The organism is Streptomyces sp. AM 4-1-1 (genome assembly GCF_029167625.1).
Lineage (GTDB): Bacteria > Actinomycetota > Actinomycetes > Streptomycetales > Streptomycetaceae > Streptomyces.
Genome location: NZ_CP119145.1, coordinates 5,833,858 through 5,850,973, shown reverse-complemented (window position 1 = coordinate 5,850,973; position 17,116 = coordinate 5,833,858). Strand labels below are relative to the sequence as shown.

The 17,116-nt window shown below is 71.1% G+C and carries 18 protein-coding genes and 1 pseudogene; 4 read left to right on the top strand and 15 right to left on the bottom strand.

Going from position 1 to position 17,116, the window contains the following annotated elements:
* Window positions 1-143 precede the first annotated feature (143 nt).
* Complete coding sequence (locus PZB75_RS24845; RefSeq protein ID WP_275537509.1) at window positions 144-878, bottom strand: ABC transporter ATP-binding protein; 735 nt, start codon at window positions 876-878, stop codon at window positions 144-146.
* A 291-nt stretch (window positions 879-1,169) separates the two neighbouring features.
* On the opposite strand from PZB75_RS24845, the gene PZB75_RS24840 reads away from it, so the two are divergent.
* Both PZB75_RS24840 and PZB75_RS24835 read left to right on the top strand, forming a co-directional pair.
* A complete protein-coding gene (locus tag PZB75_RS24840) occupies window positions 1,170-1,514 on the top strand; it encodes a tryptorubin family RiPP precursor (protein ID WP_275537508.1) in 345 nt (114 codons plus the stop codon).
* A 170-nt stretch (window positions 1,515-1,684) separates the two neighbouring features.
* Window positions 1,685-2,731 (top strand): cytochrome P450, encoded by a 1,047-nt coding sequence (locus tag PZB75_RS24835; RefSeq protein ID WP_275537507.1) that lies wholly within the window; start codon window positions 1,685-1,687, stop codon window positions 2,729-2,731.
* A gap of 423 nt (window positions 2,732-3,154) precedes the next feature.
* On the opposite strand, the gene PZB75_RS24830 is transcribed toward PZB75_RS24835, so the two are convergent.
* The 7 genes from PZB75_RS24830 to PZB75_RS24800 all read right to left on the bottom strand — a co-directional run bounded on the left by PZB75_RS24830 (window position 3,155) and on the right by PZB75_RS24800 (window position 10,016).
* Entirely contained in the window at window positions 3,155-3,835 is a 681-nt protein-coding gene (locus PZB75_RS24830) for a potassium-transporting ATPase subunit C (RefSeq protein ID WP_275537506.1), read from the bottom strand.
* Between the two features lie 5 nt (window positions 3,836-3,840).
* A complete protein-coding gene (gene kdpB, locus PZB75_RS24825; RefSeq protein ID WP_275537505.1) occupies window positions 3,841-5,994 on the bottom strand; it encodes a potassium-transporting ATPase subunit KdpB in 2,154 nt (717 codons plus the stop codon).
* On the bottom strand, window positions 5,991-7,715 hold the full coding sequence (gene kdpA / locus PZB75_RS24820; protein WP_275537504.1) for a potassium-transporting ATPase subunit KdpA: 1,725 nt from the start codon (window positions 7,713-7,715) through the stop codon (window positions 5,991-5,993). Before kdpA ends, kdpB begins: the two co-directional genes overlap by 4 nt.
* 3 nt (window positions 7,716-7,718) lie before the next feature.
* Window positions 7,719-7,808 (bottom strand): K(+)-transporting ATPase subunit F, encoded by a 90-nt coding sequence (kdpF, locus tag PZB75_RS24815; RefSeq protein ID WP_275537503.1) that lies wholly within the window; start codon window positions 7,806-7,808, stop codon window positions 7,719-7,721.
* A gap of 318 nt (window positions 7,809-8,126) precedes the next feature.
* On the bottom strand, window positions 8,127-8,903 hold the full coding sequence (locus tag PZB75_RS24810) for a DUF3710 domain-containing protein (protein ID WP_275537502.1): 777 nt from the start codon (window positions 8,901-8,903) through the stop codon (window positions 8,127-8,129).
* A 1-nt stretch (window position 8,904) separates the two neighbouring features.
* The gene (dut, locus tag PZB75_RS24805; protein ID WP_275537501.1) at window positions 8,905-9,432 is read right to left on the bottom strand and encodes a dUTP diphosphatase; all 528 of its coding nucleotides are present in this window, start codon (window positions 9,430-9,432) and stop codon (window positions 8,905-8,907) included.
* Window positions 9,432-10,016 carry a PaaI family thioesterase gene (locus tag PZB75_RS24800; RefSeq protein ID WP_275537500.1) on the bottom strand — a complete coding sequence of 195 codons (585 nt, stop codon included), beginning with the start codon at window positions 10,014-10,016 and terminating at the stop codon, window positions 9,432-9,434. The genes dut and PZB75_RS24800 overlap by 1 nt, the downstream gene beginning before the upstream one ends.
* 58 nt (window positions 10,017-10,074) lie before the next feature.
* On the opposite strand from PZB75_RS24800, the gene PZB75_RS24795 reads away from it, so the two are divergent.
* Entirely contained in the window at window positions 10,075-10,530 is a 456-nt protein-coding gene (locus tag PZB75_RS24795; protein ID WP_275537499.1) for a DUF3093 domain-containing protein, read from the top strand.
* 101 nt (window positions 10,531-10,631) lie between these two features.
* On the opposite strand, the gene PZB75_RS24790 is transcribed toward PZB75_RS24795, so the two are convergent.
* The 4 genes from PZB75_RS24790 to PZB75_RS24775 form a co-directional block, all read right to left on the bottom strand.
* Window positions 10,632-11,567, bottom strand: a complete 936-nt coding sequence (locus PZB75_RS24790; RefSeq protein WP_275537498.1) for a hypothetical protein — start codon at window positions 11,565-11,567, stop codon at window positions 10,632-10,634.
* 13 nt (window positions 11,568-11,580) lie between these two features.
* The gene (locus PZB75_RS24785) at window positions 11,581-11,877 is read right to left on the bottom strand and encodes a DUF4193 domain-containing protein (protein ID WP_003965732.1); all 297 of its coding nucleotides are present in this window, start codon (window positions 11,875-11,877) and stop codon (window positions 11,581-11,583) included.
* Window positions 11,878-12,283: 406 nt separating this feature from the next.
* Window positions 12,284-13,513: a HAMP domain-containing sensor histidine kinase gene (locus PZB75_RS24780; RefSeq protein WP_275537496.1), complete on the bottom strand. Its 1,230-nt coding sequence runs from the start codon at window positions 13,511-13,513 to the stop codon at window positions 12,284-12,286.
* A 5-nt stretch (window positions 13,514-13,518) separates the two neighbouring features.
* Complete coding sequence (locus tag PZB75_RS24775; protein ID WP_275537495.1) at window positions 13,519-14,172, bottom strand: response regulator transcription factor; 654 nt, start codon at window positions 14,170-14,172, stop codon at window positions 13,519-13,521.
* 339 nt (window positions 14,173-14,511) lie between these two features.
* Between PZB75_RS24775 and PZB75_RS24770 the strand changes: the two genes are divergently transcribed.
* On the top strand, window positions 14,512-14,685 hold the full coding sequence (locus PZB75_RS24770) for a hypothetical protein (protein ID WP_275537494.1): 174 nt from the start codon (window positions 14,512-14,514) through the stop codon (window positions 14,683-14,685).
* 136 nt (window positions 14,686-14,821) lie between these two features.
* On the opposite strand, the gene PZB75_RS24765 is transcribed toward PZB75_RS24770, so the two are convergent.
* The 3 genes and pseudogenes from PZB75_RS24765 to PZB75_RS24755 all read right to left on the bottom strand — a co-directional run.
* A complete protein-coding gene (locus tag PZB75_RS24765) occupies window positions 14,822-15,622 on the bottom strand; it encodes an inositol monophosphatase family protein (protein WP_275537493.1) in 801 nt (266 codons plus the stop codon).
* A 71-nt stretch (window positions 15,623-15,693) separates the two neighbouring features.
* Window positions 15,694-16,818, bottom strand: coding sequence for a ferrochelatase (locus PZB75_RS24760; protein ID WP_275537492.1), 1,125 nt, complete (start codon window positions 16,816-16,818; stop codon window positions 15,694-15,696).
* A gap of 115 nt (window positions 16,819-16,933) precedes the next feature.
* Window positions 16,934-17,089 (bottom strand): annotated as a pseudogene (locus PZB75_RS24755) (DUF4440 domain-containing protein); the annotation flags it as partial.
* Window positions 17,090-17,116: the final 27 nt, after the last annotated feature.

Genomic DNA, 17,116 nt, shown 5'->3' with positions numbered 1-17,116 from the left:
GACCCATAGGCGATCCGCACGGAACCGCACGAAACCGCACGGAGTGCGAGGTCGTACGGGTGCACATGGCGGCGCCCAGGGTCTGCCGGAATCCCCGGGCGCCTCACCGGGGTCCTGGGACACCTCAGGAGTGCTCGCCGATCTCAGGCGTGTTCGACGATGTGCCCGTCGCCGAGTTCCAGGACCCGGTCGGCGAGACCGAGCAGCTGGGCGTCATGGGTCGCCACCAGAGCGGTGACACCCTCGCCCCGCACCACCGCGCGCAGCAACTGCATCACCGCGAGCCCGGTATCCGCGTCGAGCTGGCCGGTGGGTTCGTCGGCGATCAGCAGGGCGGGCCGGTTGGCGAGTGCGCGGGCGATGGCGACGCGCTGCTGCTGACCGCCGGAGAGTTCACCGGGGCGCTGAGCGGCGTGGTCGCCGAGGCCGACGAGGGAGAGCAGCAGCGCCACCCGCTCGTCGCGTTCGGCCGGGTCGGTCCTGCGCAGCCGCATGGGGACGCCGACGTTCTCGGCGGCGGTCAGGATCGGGATCAGGCCGAAGGACTGGAAGATGAAACCGATCCGGTCCCTGCGCAGGTCCAGGAGACCGGTCTCGCCGAGCCCGGAGAGGTCGGTGCCGTCGACGGTGATCCGCCCGCCGTCGGGGGTATCGAGGCCACCGACGAGATTGAGCAGGGTCGTCTTGCCCGAGCCGGAGCGGCCCTTGAGCGCGACCAGCTCGCCGCGGGGCACCTCGAAGGACACCCCGCGCAGCGCGTGTACGGCGGCGGGGCCGGTTCCGTACGAGCGACGCAGATCCTCCACCCGCACCATGGGACCGCGGGCCGGCTCGTCCACGACGGCCGTGCCGCCCTGCCCGCTGGTGTTCTCGGCCATGTCTCTCCCCGTACGTGCTCGTTCCCGCAGCCGTCAGTATGTGCGCGCGGGACACGGCCGGGCAATGGCCGGGCCGGACCGCGCGCCCGTTCCGGCGGGTGGCGGGCGGGCAAGGACCGGGGTGGGCGGGCGGGGCAGGGCCCGCCGCCGGAAGCCGGGCACGTGTGTCCTCGGTGGCCGAAAACCGTCGACGCGCGCCCACGCGGGACGCGCTTCCCGGAGGCCGGGCGTCCCGATTCCCGGGCGCGCGGCCGCGCCACCCGATTCCCCGGCGCCGCTGAAATGAAACCCATGGACCACACGAGGCCGGAATTAATTCAGCCCCTCAATGACCATCGGCAGAACCGTGCAAGCGCCATGGAACGAAACATTCAAAAGACCTCACCGGCTGGTGACCTACGCCACGTTGACGGATCTTTCGCGCTGGGCTTCACTTTTCGCGGCGACGAGAGACGGAAATGCGAATTCCGTCGGGCCGGTTCAGTCACCGCCCTTCGAGTCGCTGAATCTCTGTACAGAAACCAGCCTGGCCCATCGCCAAACGGAGGTGTCTTTATGAAGCTCGTCAATTCCCTCAAGAAGAAGATCATGCCCGAGAAGAGCCTGAAGTCGTACGCCTGGTACATCTGGTACTGAGCCGGCCGACCGGCCATTGCCCAAGGCGCGGGCCCCGGCCGCACGATGACCGCTGCCCGCCCAGCGAACACCGCCCTGACCTGGTAGTCCCACCTGTCCGGGCCCGTGTCCGGCGGGGCCGTCCCTCGGCCCCGCCGGACGCGATCCTCTCGCCGTTGGAGGCTCATCGCATGCACAGGTCCGGTATCGACGGGAGCACCCGGGTCACGGTGTTCACACCGCGGATCGACGAACTCCTCCGCACGCGCCGCGGCGAGGACGTGTTCCGCCTCGACCCCGGAACGGTCGGAATCGCCGGCGCCACCCTGATCGACGAAGTCCTCCGCAGCAGACCGGCGAATGATTTCGAGCGGCCGACCTTCAAACCGCTTCAGGGAAAATCAATCAGCCGACCGGAGTCGACAGCGGTCATGCGCGCGGTCTCCCAGGACGTCAGGACCGCACTGAAAGTACCCGTGGAGAATTCGGTCGACCTCTCCGGTGAATGGCCGCGCACAGGACATGCGTATCTTCGCGACCTGGTGTTCGGCGCGGACCCCTATCGGCTCCGTATCCTCATGGACCGCAAGCTGGAATTGACGCCCAAATTGACCTGGACGGTCATCGGGACCGGTGCGGCGCTGCCCGGCGCTCCCCGCCCCGACGCCCCGGTCTCCCGACTCGCGGGCCTCACCGCCCTGGCCACGAGCTACGGGGACCGGCGCCACGCCATGGGCCTGTACCGGCGGGCCGCGGCCCCGGTCTGCTTCACGGTGTCGACGCTCGTCGCCAACGCCCTGTGGCTCGGATCGCCCTTCGACGACGACGTGCCGAACCGGCACATCCTCCTGGAGACCCTGCGGCTGCTGCCGCCGTCCTGGAATCTGCTACGGGTGGCGTCGCCCGAGTTCCACGCCCTGGACAGCCGGATCGGCGTGAAGGACGACGTGCTCATGCTCCCGCTGCTGAGCCATCGCGACCCCGGCCTGTGGGACGAACCCGACGCCTTCCGCCCCGAGCGGTGGAACGGCGTCGATCCCGACCACCGGCCGGGCTACCTCCCCTTCGGCCACGCCAACGAGCACTGCTGGGGACGGCACATGGTGATGCCGTTGGCCGAACGCCTCCTCGACGTCCTGCGCGCCGACGGCCTCGCGGTGAGCCCCGGTCAGACCTCCGCGCGGGTGCCCCTCGCCGGGCTTCTCGGGGTCGCCCGAGTGCGGGTGTCCCGACGGTGAACCGGCCATTTCGATATGAGGGTTCGGCACTCCGCATATCGAAATGGCCGGTGCGCGACCGAACGCACGGGTGAAGGCTGGTACGTACGGTCCGGAATTCCCCGCCGCGACCGGTCCGGCGCCCCGGAGGAGAACCGGAAGACGAATCGGGAGACGGGCCCAGCGGACGGGCGGGCGGGCTGAGTCACGGAATTCCAGCCGCCCCCTCGCACCGCCGGACTCATTCCGCCGCCGCTTGATTCATTCAGGACAGCCCGGCTCATTCCGCGCCACCCGGGCCCTTGTCTCACCGCCCGGCCCTTCCCGCACCAGCGCCCCATCCCTCATCTCACCGCCGGCCCTTCCCGTGCCGCCCGGCCCTTCCCACACCGCCACCCCGGCCCTTCCCTCCCCGCCGCCCTGACCCTTCCCGCACCACCCGGCTCATTCCGCCCCGTGAGTCCGCTCGACGAGGGCCCGCAGCGCGATGTTCAGCTCAAGGACGTTCACCCGGGGCTCCCCCATGAATCCGAGCAGCCGCCCCTCCTCGTGCCGCCGGACGAGGTCCGTCACCCGGGCCACGTCGAGACGGTTGCGCGCGGCGATCCGGCGGACCTGGAGTTCCGCGTACGCCGGGGAGATGTCCGGGTCGAGTCCCGAGCCGGAGGAGGTGACCGCGTCGGCGGGTACGTCCGAGGGGCTGACCGGGTGGCCCGGGACGGAGTTGTCCCGGACGACGGCCGCCCTGGCCGCCCTGACCCGGCCGATCAGTTCCTCGTTGTCGCCCGACAGATTGCTCGCGCCCGACAGAAGCAGGTGGTAGCGGGTGTTGACGCTGTTGGTGCCGAGTCCGGCGGACGGGCGCGGCTGGAACCACCGGAGGTCCGGGGCCGCCGTCTCCTGTCCGTCCCCGGCCGGCCGGTCGTAGCGCTGCCCGATGTGTTCGGAGCCGACGACCTCGCCGTTCACGGTGATCTCGGAGCCACCGGCCTGCCCGGGGAAGAGCGTCCGGGCGACACCCGTCACGGCGAGCGGGTAGACGACCCCGCAGAGCAGGGTCAGGACGAGGAGGGCGCGCAGCCCGGCCCACAGCAACCGGGCGGTGTTTCCTGCGGAGTTGTTCATCATGATCAGGCGATTCCGGGGACGAGGGAGAGGATCAGGTCGATGATCTTGATGCCGGCGAACGGCGCGACGAGCCCGCCGAGTCCGTAGACCGCGAGATTGCGGCGGAGCATCCGGTCCGCACCCGCCGGCCGGTAGCGCACTCCCCGCAGGGCGAGCGGGACCAGGACGACGATGACCAGCGCGTTGAAGACGACGGCGGACAGGATCGCGGAACGGGGCGAGGACAGCTGCATGATGTTGAGCGTGTCCAGGCCGGGGTACACCACCGCGAACATCGCGGGGATGATCGCGAAGTACTTGGCCACGTCGTTGGCGATCGAGAACGTGGTCAGGGCGCCGCGGGTGATCAGCAACTGTTTGCCGATCTCGACGATCTCGATCAGTTTCGTCGGGTCGGAGTCCAGGTCCACCATGTTCCCGGCCTCCTTGGCGGCCGAGGTGCCGGTGTTCATGGCCACGCCGACATCGGCCTGCGCCAGCGCCGGGGCGTCGTTCGTGCCGTCGCCGGTCATCGCGACGAGCCTGCCGCCCGACTGCTCCCGTTTGATGAGCGCCATCTTGTCCTCGGGCGTGGCCTCGGCGAGGAAGTCGTCGACGCCCGCCTCCTCGGCGATGGCCTTGGCGGTCAGCGGGTTGTCCCCGGTGATCATGACCGTACGGATGCCCATCCGGCGCAACTCGTCGAACCGTTCCCGGATGCCCTCCTTGACGACGTCCTTGAGGTGGACGACCCCGAGCACCCTGGCGCCGCCCGAACCCCCGTGGCCGCCGCCCGAGCCGTCACCGTGGCCGCCGTCCGAACCCCCGTCACCGTCGTCCAGGGCGACCAGCAGGGGTGTGCCCCCGGCCCGGGAGATCCCCTCGGTGAGCGCCCGGATGTCGTCCGGGACAGTGCCGCCGCGCTCCGTCACCCACCGGAGCACCGAACCCGCCGCCCCCTTGCGGACCTCGCGCCCGCCGGTGTCCACCCCCGACATCCGGGTACGGGCGGTGAACTCCACCCACCGCGCCCCGGCGAGGTCACCGCGTTCCGGTTCCCGCAGGCCGTACGCCTCCCGCGCCAGGGCGACGATCGAACGGCCCTCGGGCGTCCCGTCGGCCAGCGAGGCGAGCCTGGCCGCCTCGGCGAGTTCGGCCTCCGTGACTCCCGCGGCCGGTACGAACGCGGCGGCCCGCCGGTTGCCCAGCGTGATGGTGCCCGTCTTGTCGAGCAGCAGCGTCGACACGTCGCCCGCGGCCTCGACGGCCCGGCCGGACGTGGCGAGCACATTGCGCTGGACGAGCCGGTCCATGCCCGCGATGCCGATGGCGGAGAGCAGCGCGCCGATGGTGGTCGGGATCAGACAGACCAGCAGGGCCGCGAGCACGACCATCGACTGTTCGGCGCCCGCGTGGGCGGCGAACGGCTGCACGGTGACGACCGCGAGCAGGAAGACGATGGTGAGGGAGGCGAGCAGGATGTTGAGCGCCAGCTCGTTGGGCGTCTTCTGTCTGGCCGCCCCCTCGACCAGATGGATCATCCGGTCGATGAAGGTCTCGCCCGGTCTGGTGGTGATCTTGATGACGACGCGGTCGGAGAGCACCTTCGTACCCCCGGTGACGGCACTGCGGTCGCCGCCCGACTCCCGGATGACGGGTGCGGACTCCCCGGTGATCGCCGATTCGTCGACGCCCGCCACGCCCTCGACGACGTCACCGTCACCGGGGACGACATCACCGGCCTCGCAGACCACGAGGTCACCGACGCGCAGGTCGGTGCCGGGCACCCGCTCCTCACCGCCCGCGACGAGCCTGCGGGCGACCGTGCCGGTCCTGGCCTTGCGGAGGGTGTCGGCCTGGGCCTTGCCCCGGCCCTCGGCGACGGCCTCCGCGAGGTTGGCGAAGACGGTGGTGAGCCAGAGCCAGCCGGTGATCGCCCAGCCGAACCAGTCGGTCGGGTCCCCGATCGCGAGCACGGTCGTGAACACGGAGCCGACCAGGACCACGAACATCACCGGTGACGTGATCATCATCCGCGGATCGAGCTTGCGGACGGCGGCGGGGAGGGACGCGATCAGCTGCCGCGGGTCGAACAGTCCCCCGCCGACCCGTCCGTCGCCGGGACGGTGACCGATGGGCTCCTCCTGCGGGGCCCGGGTGGGAGTGACGGTGCTCATGAGGCGAGCCCTTCGGCGAGCGGGCCCAGTGCCAGGGCCGGGAAGTAGGTCAGCCCGGCGACGATCATGATCGTGCCGGCCAGCAGCCCGCTGAAGAGGGGCTTGTCGGTGGAGAGGGTGCCCGCGGTCGCGGGCACGGGTCGCTGCCCGGCGAGCGATCCGGCCAGGGCCAGGACGAACACCATCGGCAGGAACCGGCCCAGCAGCATCGCGAGCCCGATGGTGGTGTTGAACCACTGGGTGTCCGCGTCGAGCCCGGCGAACGCCGAACCGTTGTTGTTGGCGCCCGAGGTGTAGGCGTACAGGATCTCGGAGAAGCCGTGCGCCCCCGAGTTGGTCATGGAGTCGCCGGGGGTGGGCAGGGCCACCGACAGCGCGGTGAAGCAGAGCACCAGCGCCGGGGTGACCAGGATGTAGCAGGCGGCGAGCTTGATCTGCCGGGTGCCGATCTTCTTGCCGAGGTATTCGGGGGTACGGCCGACCATCAGGCCCGCGATGAAGACCGCGATGACCGCCATGACCAGCGCCCCGTACAGCCCGGAGCCGACACCTCCCGGGGCGATCTCGCCGAGCTGCATCCCCAGCATGGTGATGCAGCCGCCGAATCCGGTGTACGAGGAGTGGAAGGAGTTCACCGCGCCGGTCGAGGTGAGCGTGGTGGCCACCGCGAAGAGCGAGGAACCCCCTATGCCGAAACGATTCTCCTTGCCCTCCGTCGCCCCGCCCACCAGCTCGAACGCCGGCCCGTGGTGGGAGAACTCGGTCCACATCATCAGCGCCGTGAAGGACAGCCAGATGACGCCCATGGTGGCGAGGATCGCGTACCCCTGCCGCAACGAGCCGGCCATCCGGCCGAAGGTGCGGGTGAGCGCGAACGGGATCAGGAGGATCAGGAAGATCTCGAAGAGGTTGGAGAACCCGTCGGGATTCTCGTACGGGTGGGCCGAGTTGGCGTTGAAGTAGCCGCCGCCGTTCGTGCCAAGCTCCTTGATGACCTCCTGGGAGGCGACCGCGCCGCCGTTCCACTGCTGGGTGCCGCCGAGGAACTGCCCGACCTCGTGGACGCCCGAGAAGTTCTGTATGACACCGCGGGAGACCAGCACGAGCGCGCCGACGACGGAGAGCGGCAGCAGTACGCGGACGACACCGCGCACCAGGTCCGACCAGAAGTTGCCCAGCTCGCCCGAACGGGACGCGGGGTCGTCCGCGCCGCCGGAGTCCTCGCCCCCGCGACCGGACCCGGCGGTCCCGGTGCGGGCGAAGCCCCGTACCAGCGCCACCGCGACCGCCATGCCCACGGCGGCCGAGACGAAGTTCTGCACCGCCAGCCCGCCGGTCTGGACGACATGGCCCATGGCCTGTTCACCGGCGTACGACTGCCAGTTGGTGTTGGCGACGAAGGACGCCGCCGTGTTGAACGCCTGGTCGGGATCGATCGCGACGAAGCCGAGCGAGCCCGGCAGGCCGCCCTGGAGCCGCTGGAGCAGATAGAGGAAGAGGAGGCTCACCAGGGAGAAGGCGAGGACTCCGCGCAGATACGCGGGCCAGCGCATCCGGGCGTCGGGATCGACGCCGACGGCCCGGTAGATCCACTTCTCGGCCCGCAGGTGCGGGCCTCCGGAGTAGACCCGGGCCATGTGGTCACCGAGCGGGCGGTACGCCAGACCGAGCGCCACGACGAGCGCGAGGAGCTGGAGCACGCCGGCGAGGACGGGGCTCATCGCTCAGAACCTCTCCGGGTGCAGAAGGGCGAGGACGAGACAGCCCAGCAGGGCGACGGCCACGAGGAGGCCGGCGATGTTCTCGGCGGTCACAGCTTCGCCACCCCTTTGGCGACGAGGGCCACCAGAGCGAAGACCGCGAGTGTGATGACGACGAAGGCCGGATCGGCCATTTCGTGTGCTCCTGGATGAGGTGCGGATTCTCTGACCTCTTGAGGAGACATCGCCCGGGAGCCGCCCCGGCGTCCGTTGACGGCTTCCTTACGAACCGGGGCGGTCCGTTGACGTCATTCATACGGCTCCACCGCCCCGACCTGCGTGAAGGCGCGTGAAAAGGCCGGTGGGCCGCACTCCCGGGGAGGAGTGCGGCCCACCGGCCCGAGCGGCCTGGCGCCGCTCGTCGCGCTCTGTTCAGCGGATCTCGGTGATCTCGGGCCCGCGCTGGAGCTGCCCCATGCCACCGGAGAACTTCGAGTTCTCCTGATCCTCCTGCTGGACGCCTTCCGGCACCATCTGGGCGTCGTTGGGGAGCTTCAGGACGATCGGGTCGCGCGGCGCCATCGGACCCTCGCCACGGACGACCACGGTGTCCCGGAAGATCGTCTCCAGCAGTCCCGCGGCCTCCGGCTGCACCGCGCCCTGACCGGAGATCACACCGCGCAGGAACCAGCGCGGCCCGTCGACGCCGACGAAACGCACCAGCTGCACGCCGTTCGTCCCGTCCGGGAGCTGCACGGGGACCTGCGCCCGCAGCTCCCAGCCCAGCGGTCCCTCGACCTCGTCGATGATCCCGCCCTGCTGGGTGATGCCCGAGGCGATCTCCTCGCGGACCTCGCCCCAGATGCCCGTCTTCTTGGGGGCGGCGAATGCCTGGAGCTGGATCGCGCTGTCGCGCAGGACGACGGTCGCGGCGACGATCGCGTCACCGGCCACCTCTACCCGCAGCTCCATGCCCTCGACCCCGGGCACGAAGATGCCGCCCAGGTCGACCCGGCCCTCGTCGGGCTGGGAGACCTCGTCGATGTCCCACGGTCCGTCCGGCCGGGGGGCCGGCGGGAGGTTGGTGCGGCGCGAGCCACCCCCGGCGGCCTCGTCGGTGCCTTCGAGCTCGTCGGCGACCTGCTCGGCCTCGCGCGCTTCGTCCGCCACGTCCTCGGCGGAATCACTCTTCTTGCGACGTCCGAACACGTCACTGTCCTTCCCGGTCGGATACGACCGAAGCGTAGCTGTTCCCACCCTGGGTGATCCCGTCCCTGGCGCCATCGACGGCGGCGTGGCCACCGGTGGAGCCGAAGCCCCCCTCGCCCCGCGCCGAACCGGGAAGCTCCGCCACCTCGTGGAAGCGCACCTTCTCGACCTGCTGGACGACCAGTTGGGCAATCCGGTCGAACCGTTCGAACCGTACGGTCTCCCGTGGATCGAGGTTGATGACGATCACCTTGATCTCCCCACGGTACCCGGCATCAACCGTCCCCGGGGCATTCACGAAGGCGACTCCGCAGCGGGCGGCGAGACCGGATCGGGGATGCACGAAGGCCGCGTACCCGTCCGGGATGGCGACGGAAACCCCGGTCGGCAGGACGGTCCGCTCGCCGGGAGCCAGCTCGGCGGCCTCGGTGGTCACCAGGTCGGCCCCCGCATCGCCCGGATGGCCGTACGACGGGATCGGCACGTCCGGGTCCACCAGGCGGATCAGCACATCGACGGGACGGCGCATCAGGGGTTCACCTCGAAGGCACGGGCCCGCTTGACCTGGTCCGGATCGGCCATCGCGGCCCGGATCTCGGCCGGGCGGCCGTTGTCGACGAAGTGGTCGACCTTGACCTCGATGAAGAGGGCGTCGGCGCGGACCGCGACAGGCCCGTCCGGACCACCGATCCGGCCGGTCGCGGTGGAGTAGATCTTCCGGCCGTGCACGGCGGTGATCTCGGCGTCGAGGTGGAGCACGGTGTCCACCGGCACCGGCCGGACGAAGTCGGTCTCCAGCCGGCCGGTCACCGCGATCACCCGCAGCAGCCAGTTCAGCGAGCCCAGCGTCTCGTCCAGCGCGCTGGCCAGGACTCCTCCGTGCGCCAGCCCCGGGGCGCCCTGGTGGGCGGCCTGCACGGTGAACTCGGCGGTGACGCGCACGCCCTCGCCCGCGCGGGCCTGGAGGTGCAGTCCGTGCGGCTGTCCCCCGCCGCAGCCGAAACAGTGTTCGTAATGCGAGCCGAGGAGTTCCCCGGGCGCCGGTGCTTCGGGATGACGTACCGGCGCGACCGCGTCGGTGGGGGGCGTCAGAGCCGTAGATGTTCCACTCACAGGCGCAGACCTTACCCGCGCGGCTGCCCGCGGGTCGCGCCGTGCCAAGCTTGGATTCATGCAGCCTTCCGCGCCCCCCTTCGACGAACGTCTCACCGCGCCCCGCTCCTGGTGGCTCATCGCCTTCCTGGTCGGGATCGCCTGCGCCTTGATGCTGCTGCCGCTCGGCACGCTGCCGCTGCTCGGCGGACTGGTCGGCGGCACGGCCGTGACGGCGGTGCTGGTGAGCGCGTACGGATCGGTGCGCATCCGGGTGGTGGCGGGCTCCCTCGTCGCGGGCGACGCCCGCATCCCGGTCTCGGCGCTCGGTGACGCCGAGGTGCTGGACGAGGAGGAGGCGCGCGCCTGGCGTTCCTACAAGGCGGACACCCGGGCGTTCATGCTGCTGCGCAGCTACATCCCGACGGCCGTGCGGGTGAAGGTCACGGACCCGGCCGACCCGACGCCGTACGTCTATCTGTCGACCCGGGAGCCGCAGGCCCTGGTGGCGGCGCTGGCGGCCGGGGGCCACTGACGCCGTTCGGCGTACCGCGCCCCTCGCTGTGGCGCGGACCCGTCGTCCGGCCCGGCGGGGACCGAGCCGTCCGGCCGCCCGCGCGGGCTCGCGGTACGGGGTCAGTCCCCCAGCTTCTCCGCGATTTCCCCGGGCAGCGGGTCGGGCCGCTCCAGTGGAGGCAGCTCGGGCAGCCGGTCCCACGGGACCTGGTGCTCGCGGAGGTCCTTCCTGACGCGTTCGGCGAGCTTCGCGGTGTCACGTCGGTTCATGATCGCGCCGAACGCGGCACCGACCAGGAACGGGGCCAGGTTCGGCAGATCGCGCACCATGCGCCTGGTGATCTGCTGACGCAGTTCGCGCTTCATCCGGCCGCCGAGCGCGGCGTCGAACGTCGAGAGGCGCAGCACGTCGATGCCGCGTTCCTCCGTCCAGGACGTCAGGTACGCGGTGCTGCGCCGGCCGAGGTGGCCCGGCGGGCGCCGTCCGTAGACCTCGTGGAGTTCGGCGATGAGCTTCAGCTCGATCGCGGCGACCCCGGTGATCTCCGCGGCCAGCTCGGCGAGCATGGCGGGCGGAACGGGCATCATGGCCGCCGCGCCGATGCCGGCGCCGACGGCGGCGGTGGCTCTGGTCGCACCGGCGACGAGCCGGTCGGCGATCTCCTCCGGGCCGCGGTCCGGGAACTGCCTGCGGAGTGTTCCGAGATCGCGGACGGGGACGCGGGGGGCGATGTCGATGACGCGGTCGGTGATGTGACCGACCGCTGCTCGGGCGCCCTCCCCGCCCCTGCGTACTCCCCGTTTCACCACGTTCGGACGGCCTGCCCCGGTCACGGGCTCCGTCCTGTCGACCTCTTCGGCCCTGTCGGCCGTGTCGACTGCTTCGAGCGAGGCCGGACGGCCCCGCTCGTCGTCAGGTGCGTCCGGGGAGGGTGCCAGGGCGGACCGCTCGGCGGGCGCTGCTACGCCCTGCGCCGAGCCTGTACCGCCCTGATCCGCCTCCGACGACTTCTTGCGCCGCGAGCGGCGCTTCCGGAACGGTGTGTCGCCTGCCACGGCCGACCGGACCTCAGTCGCAGTCGCGGCAGATCGGCTGGCCGTTCTTCTCGCGGGCCAGCTGACTGCGGTGGTGCACGAGGAAGCAGCTCATGCATGTGAACTCGTCGGCCTGCTTGGGCAGGACCCGGACGGCCAGTTCCTCGTTGGAAAGGTCCGCGCCGGGCAGCTCCAGTCCTTCGGCCGCGTCGAATTCGTCGACGTCAACGGCGGATGCCGTCTTGTCGCTCCGACGAGCCTTGAGCTCTTCAAGGCTGTCCTGATCGACGTCGTCGTCGGTCTTGCGTGGGGTGTCGTAATCCGTTGCCATGTCGCTCTCCCCCTCTGGGTGTCTGCGGGTGTCTCAGCGCACGTAACGCGTGAGAGGCCGGACTTGTGCCCGACCTGAGGCGGAGATTTTGCCTCACATCAAGGTCTGTTACTCAATCGACACCCAACCGGCCCCCTGGGGAGGCGGTCGGCTTGGGTGGCGATGGGGACCGTACACGGTCCGAATGGTGCACCTTACGTGCGCCACCCCGTGTACTTCCCGTGATATCGCCCCTCGAAAACCCGGACGTTTCCCGGCTTTCCGCTGGGAAGTCCGGTTACTGAGCGTGGATGGCCGGAAATTCGATTCTGTGATCGATCACACATGAATTGCTCGGGTTCCGGCCCTGAAAATTCCGCTCCGAGCGAACGAAGTGGTCTGAACCTCCTCGTCCCGCCCCAGCTTCTCAGAGGGGCAGGGTGACACGCATCACGAGACCACCGCCCTCGCGGGGTTCCGCGAAGATCCGGCCCCCGTGGGCCCGCGCCACGGAACGCGCGATCGACAGACCGAGCCCGACCCCCTTGTCGCTGCCCGTCCGCTCGGTACGCAGTCGCCTGAAGGGCTCGAAGAGGTTGTCGATCTCGTAGGCGGGCACCACGGGGCCCGTGTTCGAGACGATCAGCACCGCCTGCCCCGGCTGCGACTCGGTGGTGACCACCACCCAGCCGCCCTCGGGGACGTTGTAGCGCACGGCGTTCTGTACGAGGTTCAGCGCGATCCGCTCCAGCAGGACGCCGTTGCCCTGTACGACCGCCGGGGCCCGGTCGCCCAGGATCTCCACGCCCCTGGCCTCGGCCTCCGCGTGCGCCTGGTCGATGGCGCGGGTGGCGACCTCGGCGAGGTCCACCGGTTTGCGCTCGACGATCTGGTTGTCGCTGCGGGCGAGCAGCAGCAACCCCTCGACCAGCTGTTCGCTGCGCTCGTTGGTGGCGAGCAGGGTCCTGCCGAGCTGCTGGAGCTCGGGCGGGGCCTCGGGGTCGGAGAGGTGGACCTCCAGCAGCGTGCGGTTGATCGCGAGGGGGGTACGCAGTTCGTGCGAGGCGTTCCCGACGAACCGCTGCTGTGCGGTGAAGGCCCGCTCAAGCCGGTCGAGCATGTCGTCGAAGGTGTCGGACAGCTCCTTGAGCTCGTCGTCGGGGCCGTCCAGCTCGATCCGCCGGGACAGGTCCGTCCCGGCGACCCGGCGGGCGGTACGGGTGATCTTGCCGAGCGGCGAGAGCACCCGGCCCGCCATCGCGTAGCCGAAGGCGAAGGCGATCACGCTGAGACCGACCAGCGCGAACAGCGCCCGGTTCAGCAGATCGTCCAGGGCGTGCTGGCGCATGGTCGCCGTGCACGCCTTGATGCCGCCGTTCAGCTGGTCGTTGTTCAGCGCTCCGCCGAGCTGGGGACAGGAGTCGCTGGTGATCTGGATGTTCGTGCCCGACACCTGGAAGTCAGGGCCCCCGGCGTCGTGCAGGGCCTGGGCCGCCAGCATGTAGATGATCGAGAGCAGCAGGATGCCCGCGATCAGGAACATGCCGCCGTAGAGCAGCGTGAGGCGTATCCGGATGGTCGGACGCAGCCAGGGACGGCCCGGGTCCCGGGGGTCCCAGGTGGGCTTGGGAGGCGTCTGCGAGGGCGCGGCGGACACCGGCCTCAGATCCGGTATCCGGAACCGGGCACGGTGACGATCACCGGCGGCTCGCCGAGTTTGCGCCGAAGGGTCATGACGGTGACCCGGACGACGTTGGTGAACGGGTCGGTGTTCTCGTCCCAGGCCTTCTCCAGCAGCTGCTCGGCGGAGACGACCGCGCCCTCGCTGCGCATCAGGACCTCCAGCACCGCGAACTCCTTCGGCGCGAGCTGGATCTCCTGATCGCCCCGGAAGACCTCGCGGCGGTTGGGGTCGAGCTTGATGCCGGCCCGCGCCAGGACGGGCGGCAGCGCGACGGTCGTACGCCGCCCCAGCGCCCGGACCCGCGCGATCAGCTCGGTGAACGCGAACGGCTTGGGGAGGTAGTCGTCGGCGCCCAGCTCAAGACCCTCCACCCGGTCGCTGACGTCCCCGGACGCGGTGAGCATGAGCACCCGGGTGGGCATGCCCAGCTCCACGATCCTCCGGCAGACGTCGTCGCCGTGCACCAGGGGAAGGTCCCGGTCCAGCACCACCACGTCGTAGTCATTGACCCCGATGCGCTCCAGAGCCGCCGCGCCGTCGTACACGACGTCGACGGCCATGGCCTCCCGGCGCAGTCCGGTGGCCACCGCATCGGCGAGCAGTTGCTCGTCCTCGACGACGAGTACGCGCACGGCGCTGTCCTTCCTTCGAAACTTCGCAACCCGTGAGGGGAGCCCGCGGGGACACCCGCGGGTGCCTCCATCCTGCCCGGAACACGTATAAACCGGCGGTAAGACGACCGGGGCCGACCTGCGGATTCCAGGAATACGGCGGATTTCCGGGCCAGTTGAGGTTTCTCCGGGATCGGCCGCGGGGAGGACGAATTCACACCCGCGATCACGCCTTGCCGACGGCATGCCGTAGCCCGCTCTGTCCCCCAGAGGGAGCGCGTGATCACTCGCCTTCTGTGCTCCGCAGAAGGAACCCCGGGCACAGCCCCGTGCCACCGACCCACGATGAGGGGGCGCTTCATGGACGCTTTCACCGCAGGACTGCTGCACCGAATCAGGACCACCGAATCGGACCTCACGAGGGCTCGCGAGACGGGAGACGACTTCCTCGCGGATGTCGAGCAGGGAGAGCTGGACGACCTGCGCCGCCTCGCCGCCGAGCACGGCGTTCAGATCGGCGCCACAACCGCCTGAGCCGCCGGGAGAGGGCCCCGGGAGCCGTGACCGGCCCCCCGGGGCCCTCTTCGCGTGTGCGCGCCCCTGTGGGGCCCTCGGCGGTCCGGTGGCCGTGTCCGGGCGCCGCTCGACGGGACGGGCCCCTCTGCCGGGCTCAGTCGTGCCAGGCGCCCAGCTCCTCCAAGGCGGCCTGGAGCGGTTCGAAGACACCCGGGACGGCGGCCACCGCCAGATCGCCGTCGGCGGGCAGGCCCGGCCTGCCGCCGGTGCGCGCACCCGCCTCGCGGGCGATCAGATCGCCCGCCGCGAGGTCCCAGGGGTGCAGTCCGCGCTCGTAGTACCCGTCCAGCCGGCCGGCCGCGACGTCGCACAGGTCGATCGCGGCCGATCCGCCGCGCCGGATGTCCCGCAGCCGGGGGATCAGCCGCCGGGCCACGGCCGCCTGGTGCGTACGGACCTCGGTGACGTAGTTGAAACCGGTCGCCACCAGCGCCTGGTCGAGCGGCGGCGCGGGACGGCAGCGCAGCGTCAGGTCACCCAGCCGGGCGCCGCCGCCGAGTACCGCGTGGTACGTCTCCCGGCGCATCGGGGCCTCCACCACCCCCACCACCCGCTCGCCGTCGCGTTCGGCGGCGATGGAGACGGACCAGGTCGGCAGCCCGTAGAGGTAGTTCACCGTGCCGTCCAACGGGTCGATGACCCAGCGGATGCCGCTGCTGCCCTCGGAGCCGGCGCCCTCCTCACCGAGGAATCCGTCGTCCGGGCGCCGCTCGCCGAGGAAGTCGGTGATCAGTTTCTCGGCGGCGATGTCCATCTCGGTGACGACGTCGATCGGGCTGGACTTGGTCGCGGCGACGCCCAGATCGGCGGGGCGGCCGTCGCGCAGCAGCGCCCCGGCGCGGTGGGCGGCCTCCAGGGCGAGGGCGAGCAGTTCGGACAGGGTGGGGTCGGTCACGGTTCTCCTGGTCGACGGGGGCGTCGTCCGGCCGCCGGGGCATGCCGGTGCGGGCCCGTGCGGGTGCGGACTCAGAACGGGCTGTCGGCGCCCGCGGCGGCGGGCTTCGGGGCGCGGGCGGGGCAGCAGCCGACCGGGCAGAGGTCGTGGGAGGGGCCGAGCGCGCCGAGGGCGCAGCGGTCCACCGGGCGCCCCCGTTCGGCCGCCGCGCGCTCCTGGACCAGGTCGCGGACGGCCGCGGCGAACCGCGGGTCGGCCCCGACGGTGGCGGAGCGGCGCACCGGCAGTCCGAGTTCGGCGGCCCTGGCGGTGGCCTCGGTGTCGAGGTCGTACAGCACCTCCATGTGGTCGGAGACGAAGCCGACGGGGACCATCACCACGGCGGGCACGCCCTGGCCGTGCAGTGTCTCCAGGTGGTCGCAGATGTCGGGCTCCAGCCAGGGGATGTGCGGGGCGCCGCTGCGCGACTGGTACACGAGCCGCCACGGGTGGTCGACGCCGGTCCGCTCGCGCACGGCGTCGACGATCACCCGGGCCACGTCCAGGTGCTCGGCGACGTAGGCGCCGCCGTCGCCGTGGTCCTCACCCGGACCTGAGGTGTCGGCGGCCGAGGTGGGGATGGAGTGCGTGGTGAACGCGAGGTGTGCCCCCGCGCGTACGTCCTCGGGGAGGTCGGCCAGGGACCTGAGGACGCCGTCCACCATGGGACGGACGAAGCCCGGGTGGTTGAAGTAGTGGCGGAGCTTGTCGACGCGTGGCGCCGGCAGGCCCTCCGCCTCCAGGGCGGCCAGTGACTCGGCGAGGTTCTCGCGGTACTGCCGGCAGCCGGAGTACGAGGCGTAGGCGCTGGTGGCGAGGACGGCGACGCGGCGACGCCCGTCCCGGACCATCTCGCGGAGCGTGTCGGTGAGGTACGGCGCCCAGTTGCGGTTGCCCCAGTAGACCGGCAGATCGAGCCCGTGGTCCGCGAAGTCCTCGCGCAGCGCCTCCAGCAGGGCCCTGTTCTGGCCGTTGATCGGACTGACCCCGCCGAACAGGAAGTAGTGCTTGCCGACTTCCCTCAGCCGCTCCTCCGGGATTCCCCGGCCGCGGGTCACGTTCGCCAGGAACGGGACCACGTCGTCCGGGCCTTCGGGGCCGCCGAAGGAGAGCAGCAGCAGGGCGTCGTAGGGAGCGGGATCGCGCAGATCGGACATGACACCGATCCTGCCACTCGCCTCCGGCGGTCCGGCGACCGGCGCCCTGACCGGCACCGGGCGGGCGGCTCCCCTCCGGCGGCCTCGCCCACGAGGACCCGGGAGGCCGGGTCGCCGGTTCCAAGCGGGGCCGGTTGGCCGGCGCCTTCTCCCACGGCCCACGGATCGCCTTCCGCCCCGCCGTCGGTACGCCGGGCGGGTAGGCCATCACCGCGTCCTCCTCGTGACGGGCGGCGACCCCGGCCGTGTCACCGGCGTCGGACCGTTCGACGGAGGCGTCGGGAGCCCGCTCCCGGCC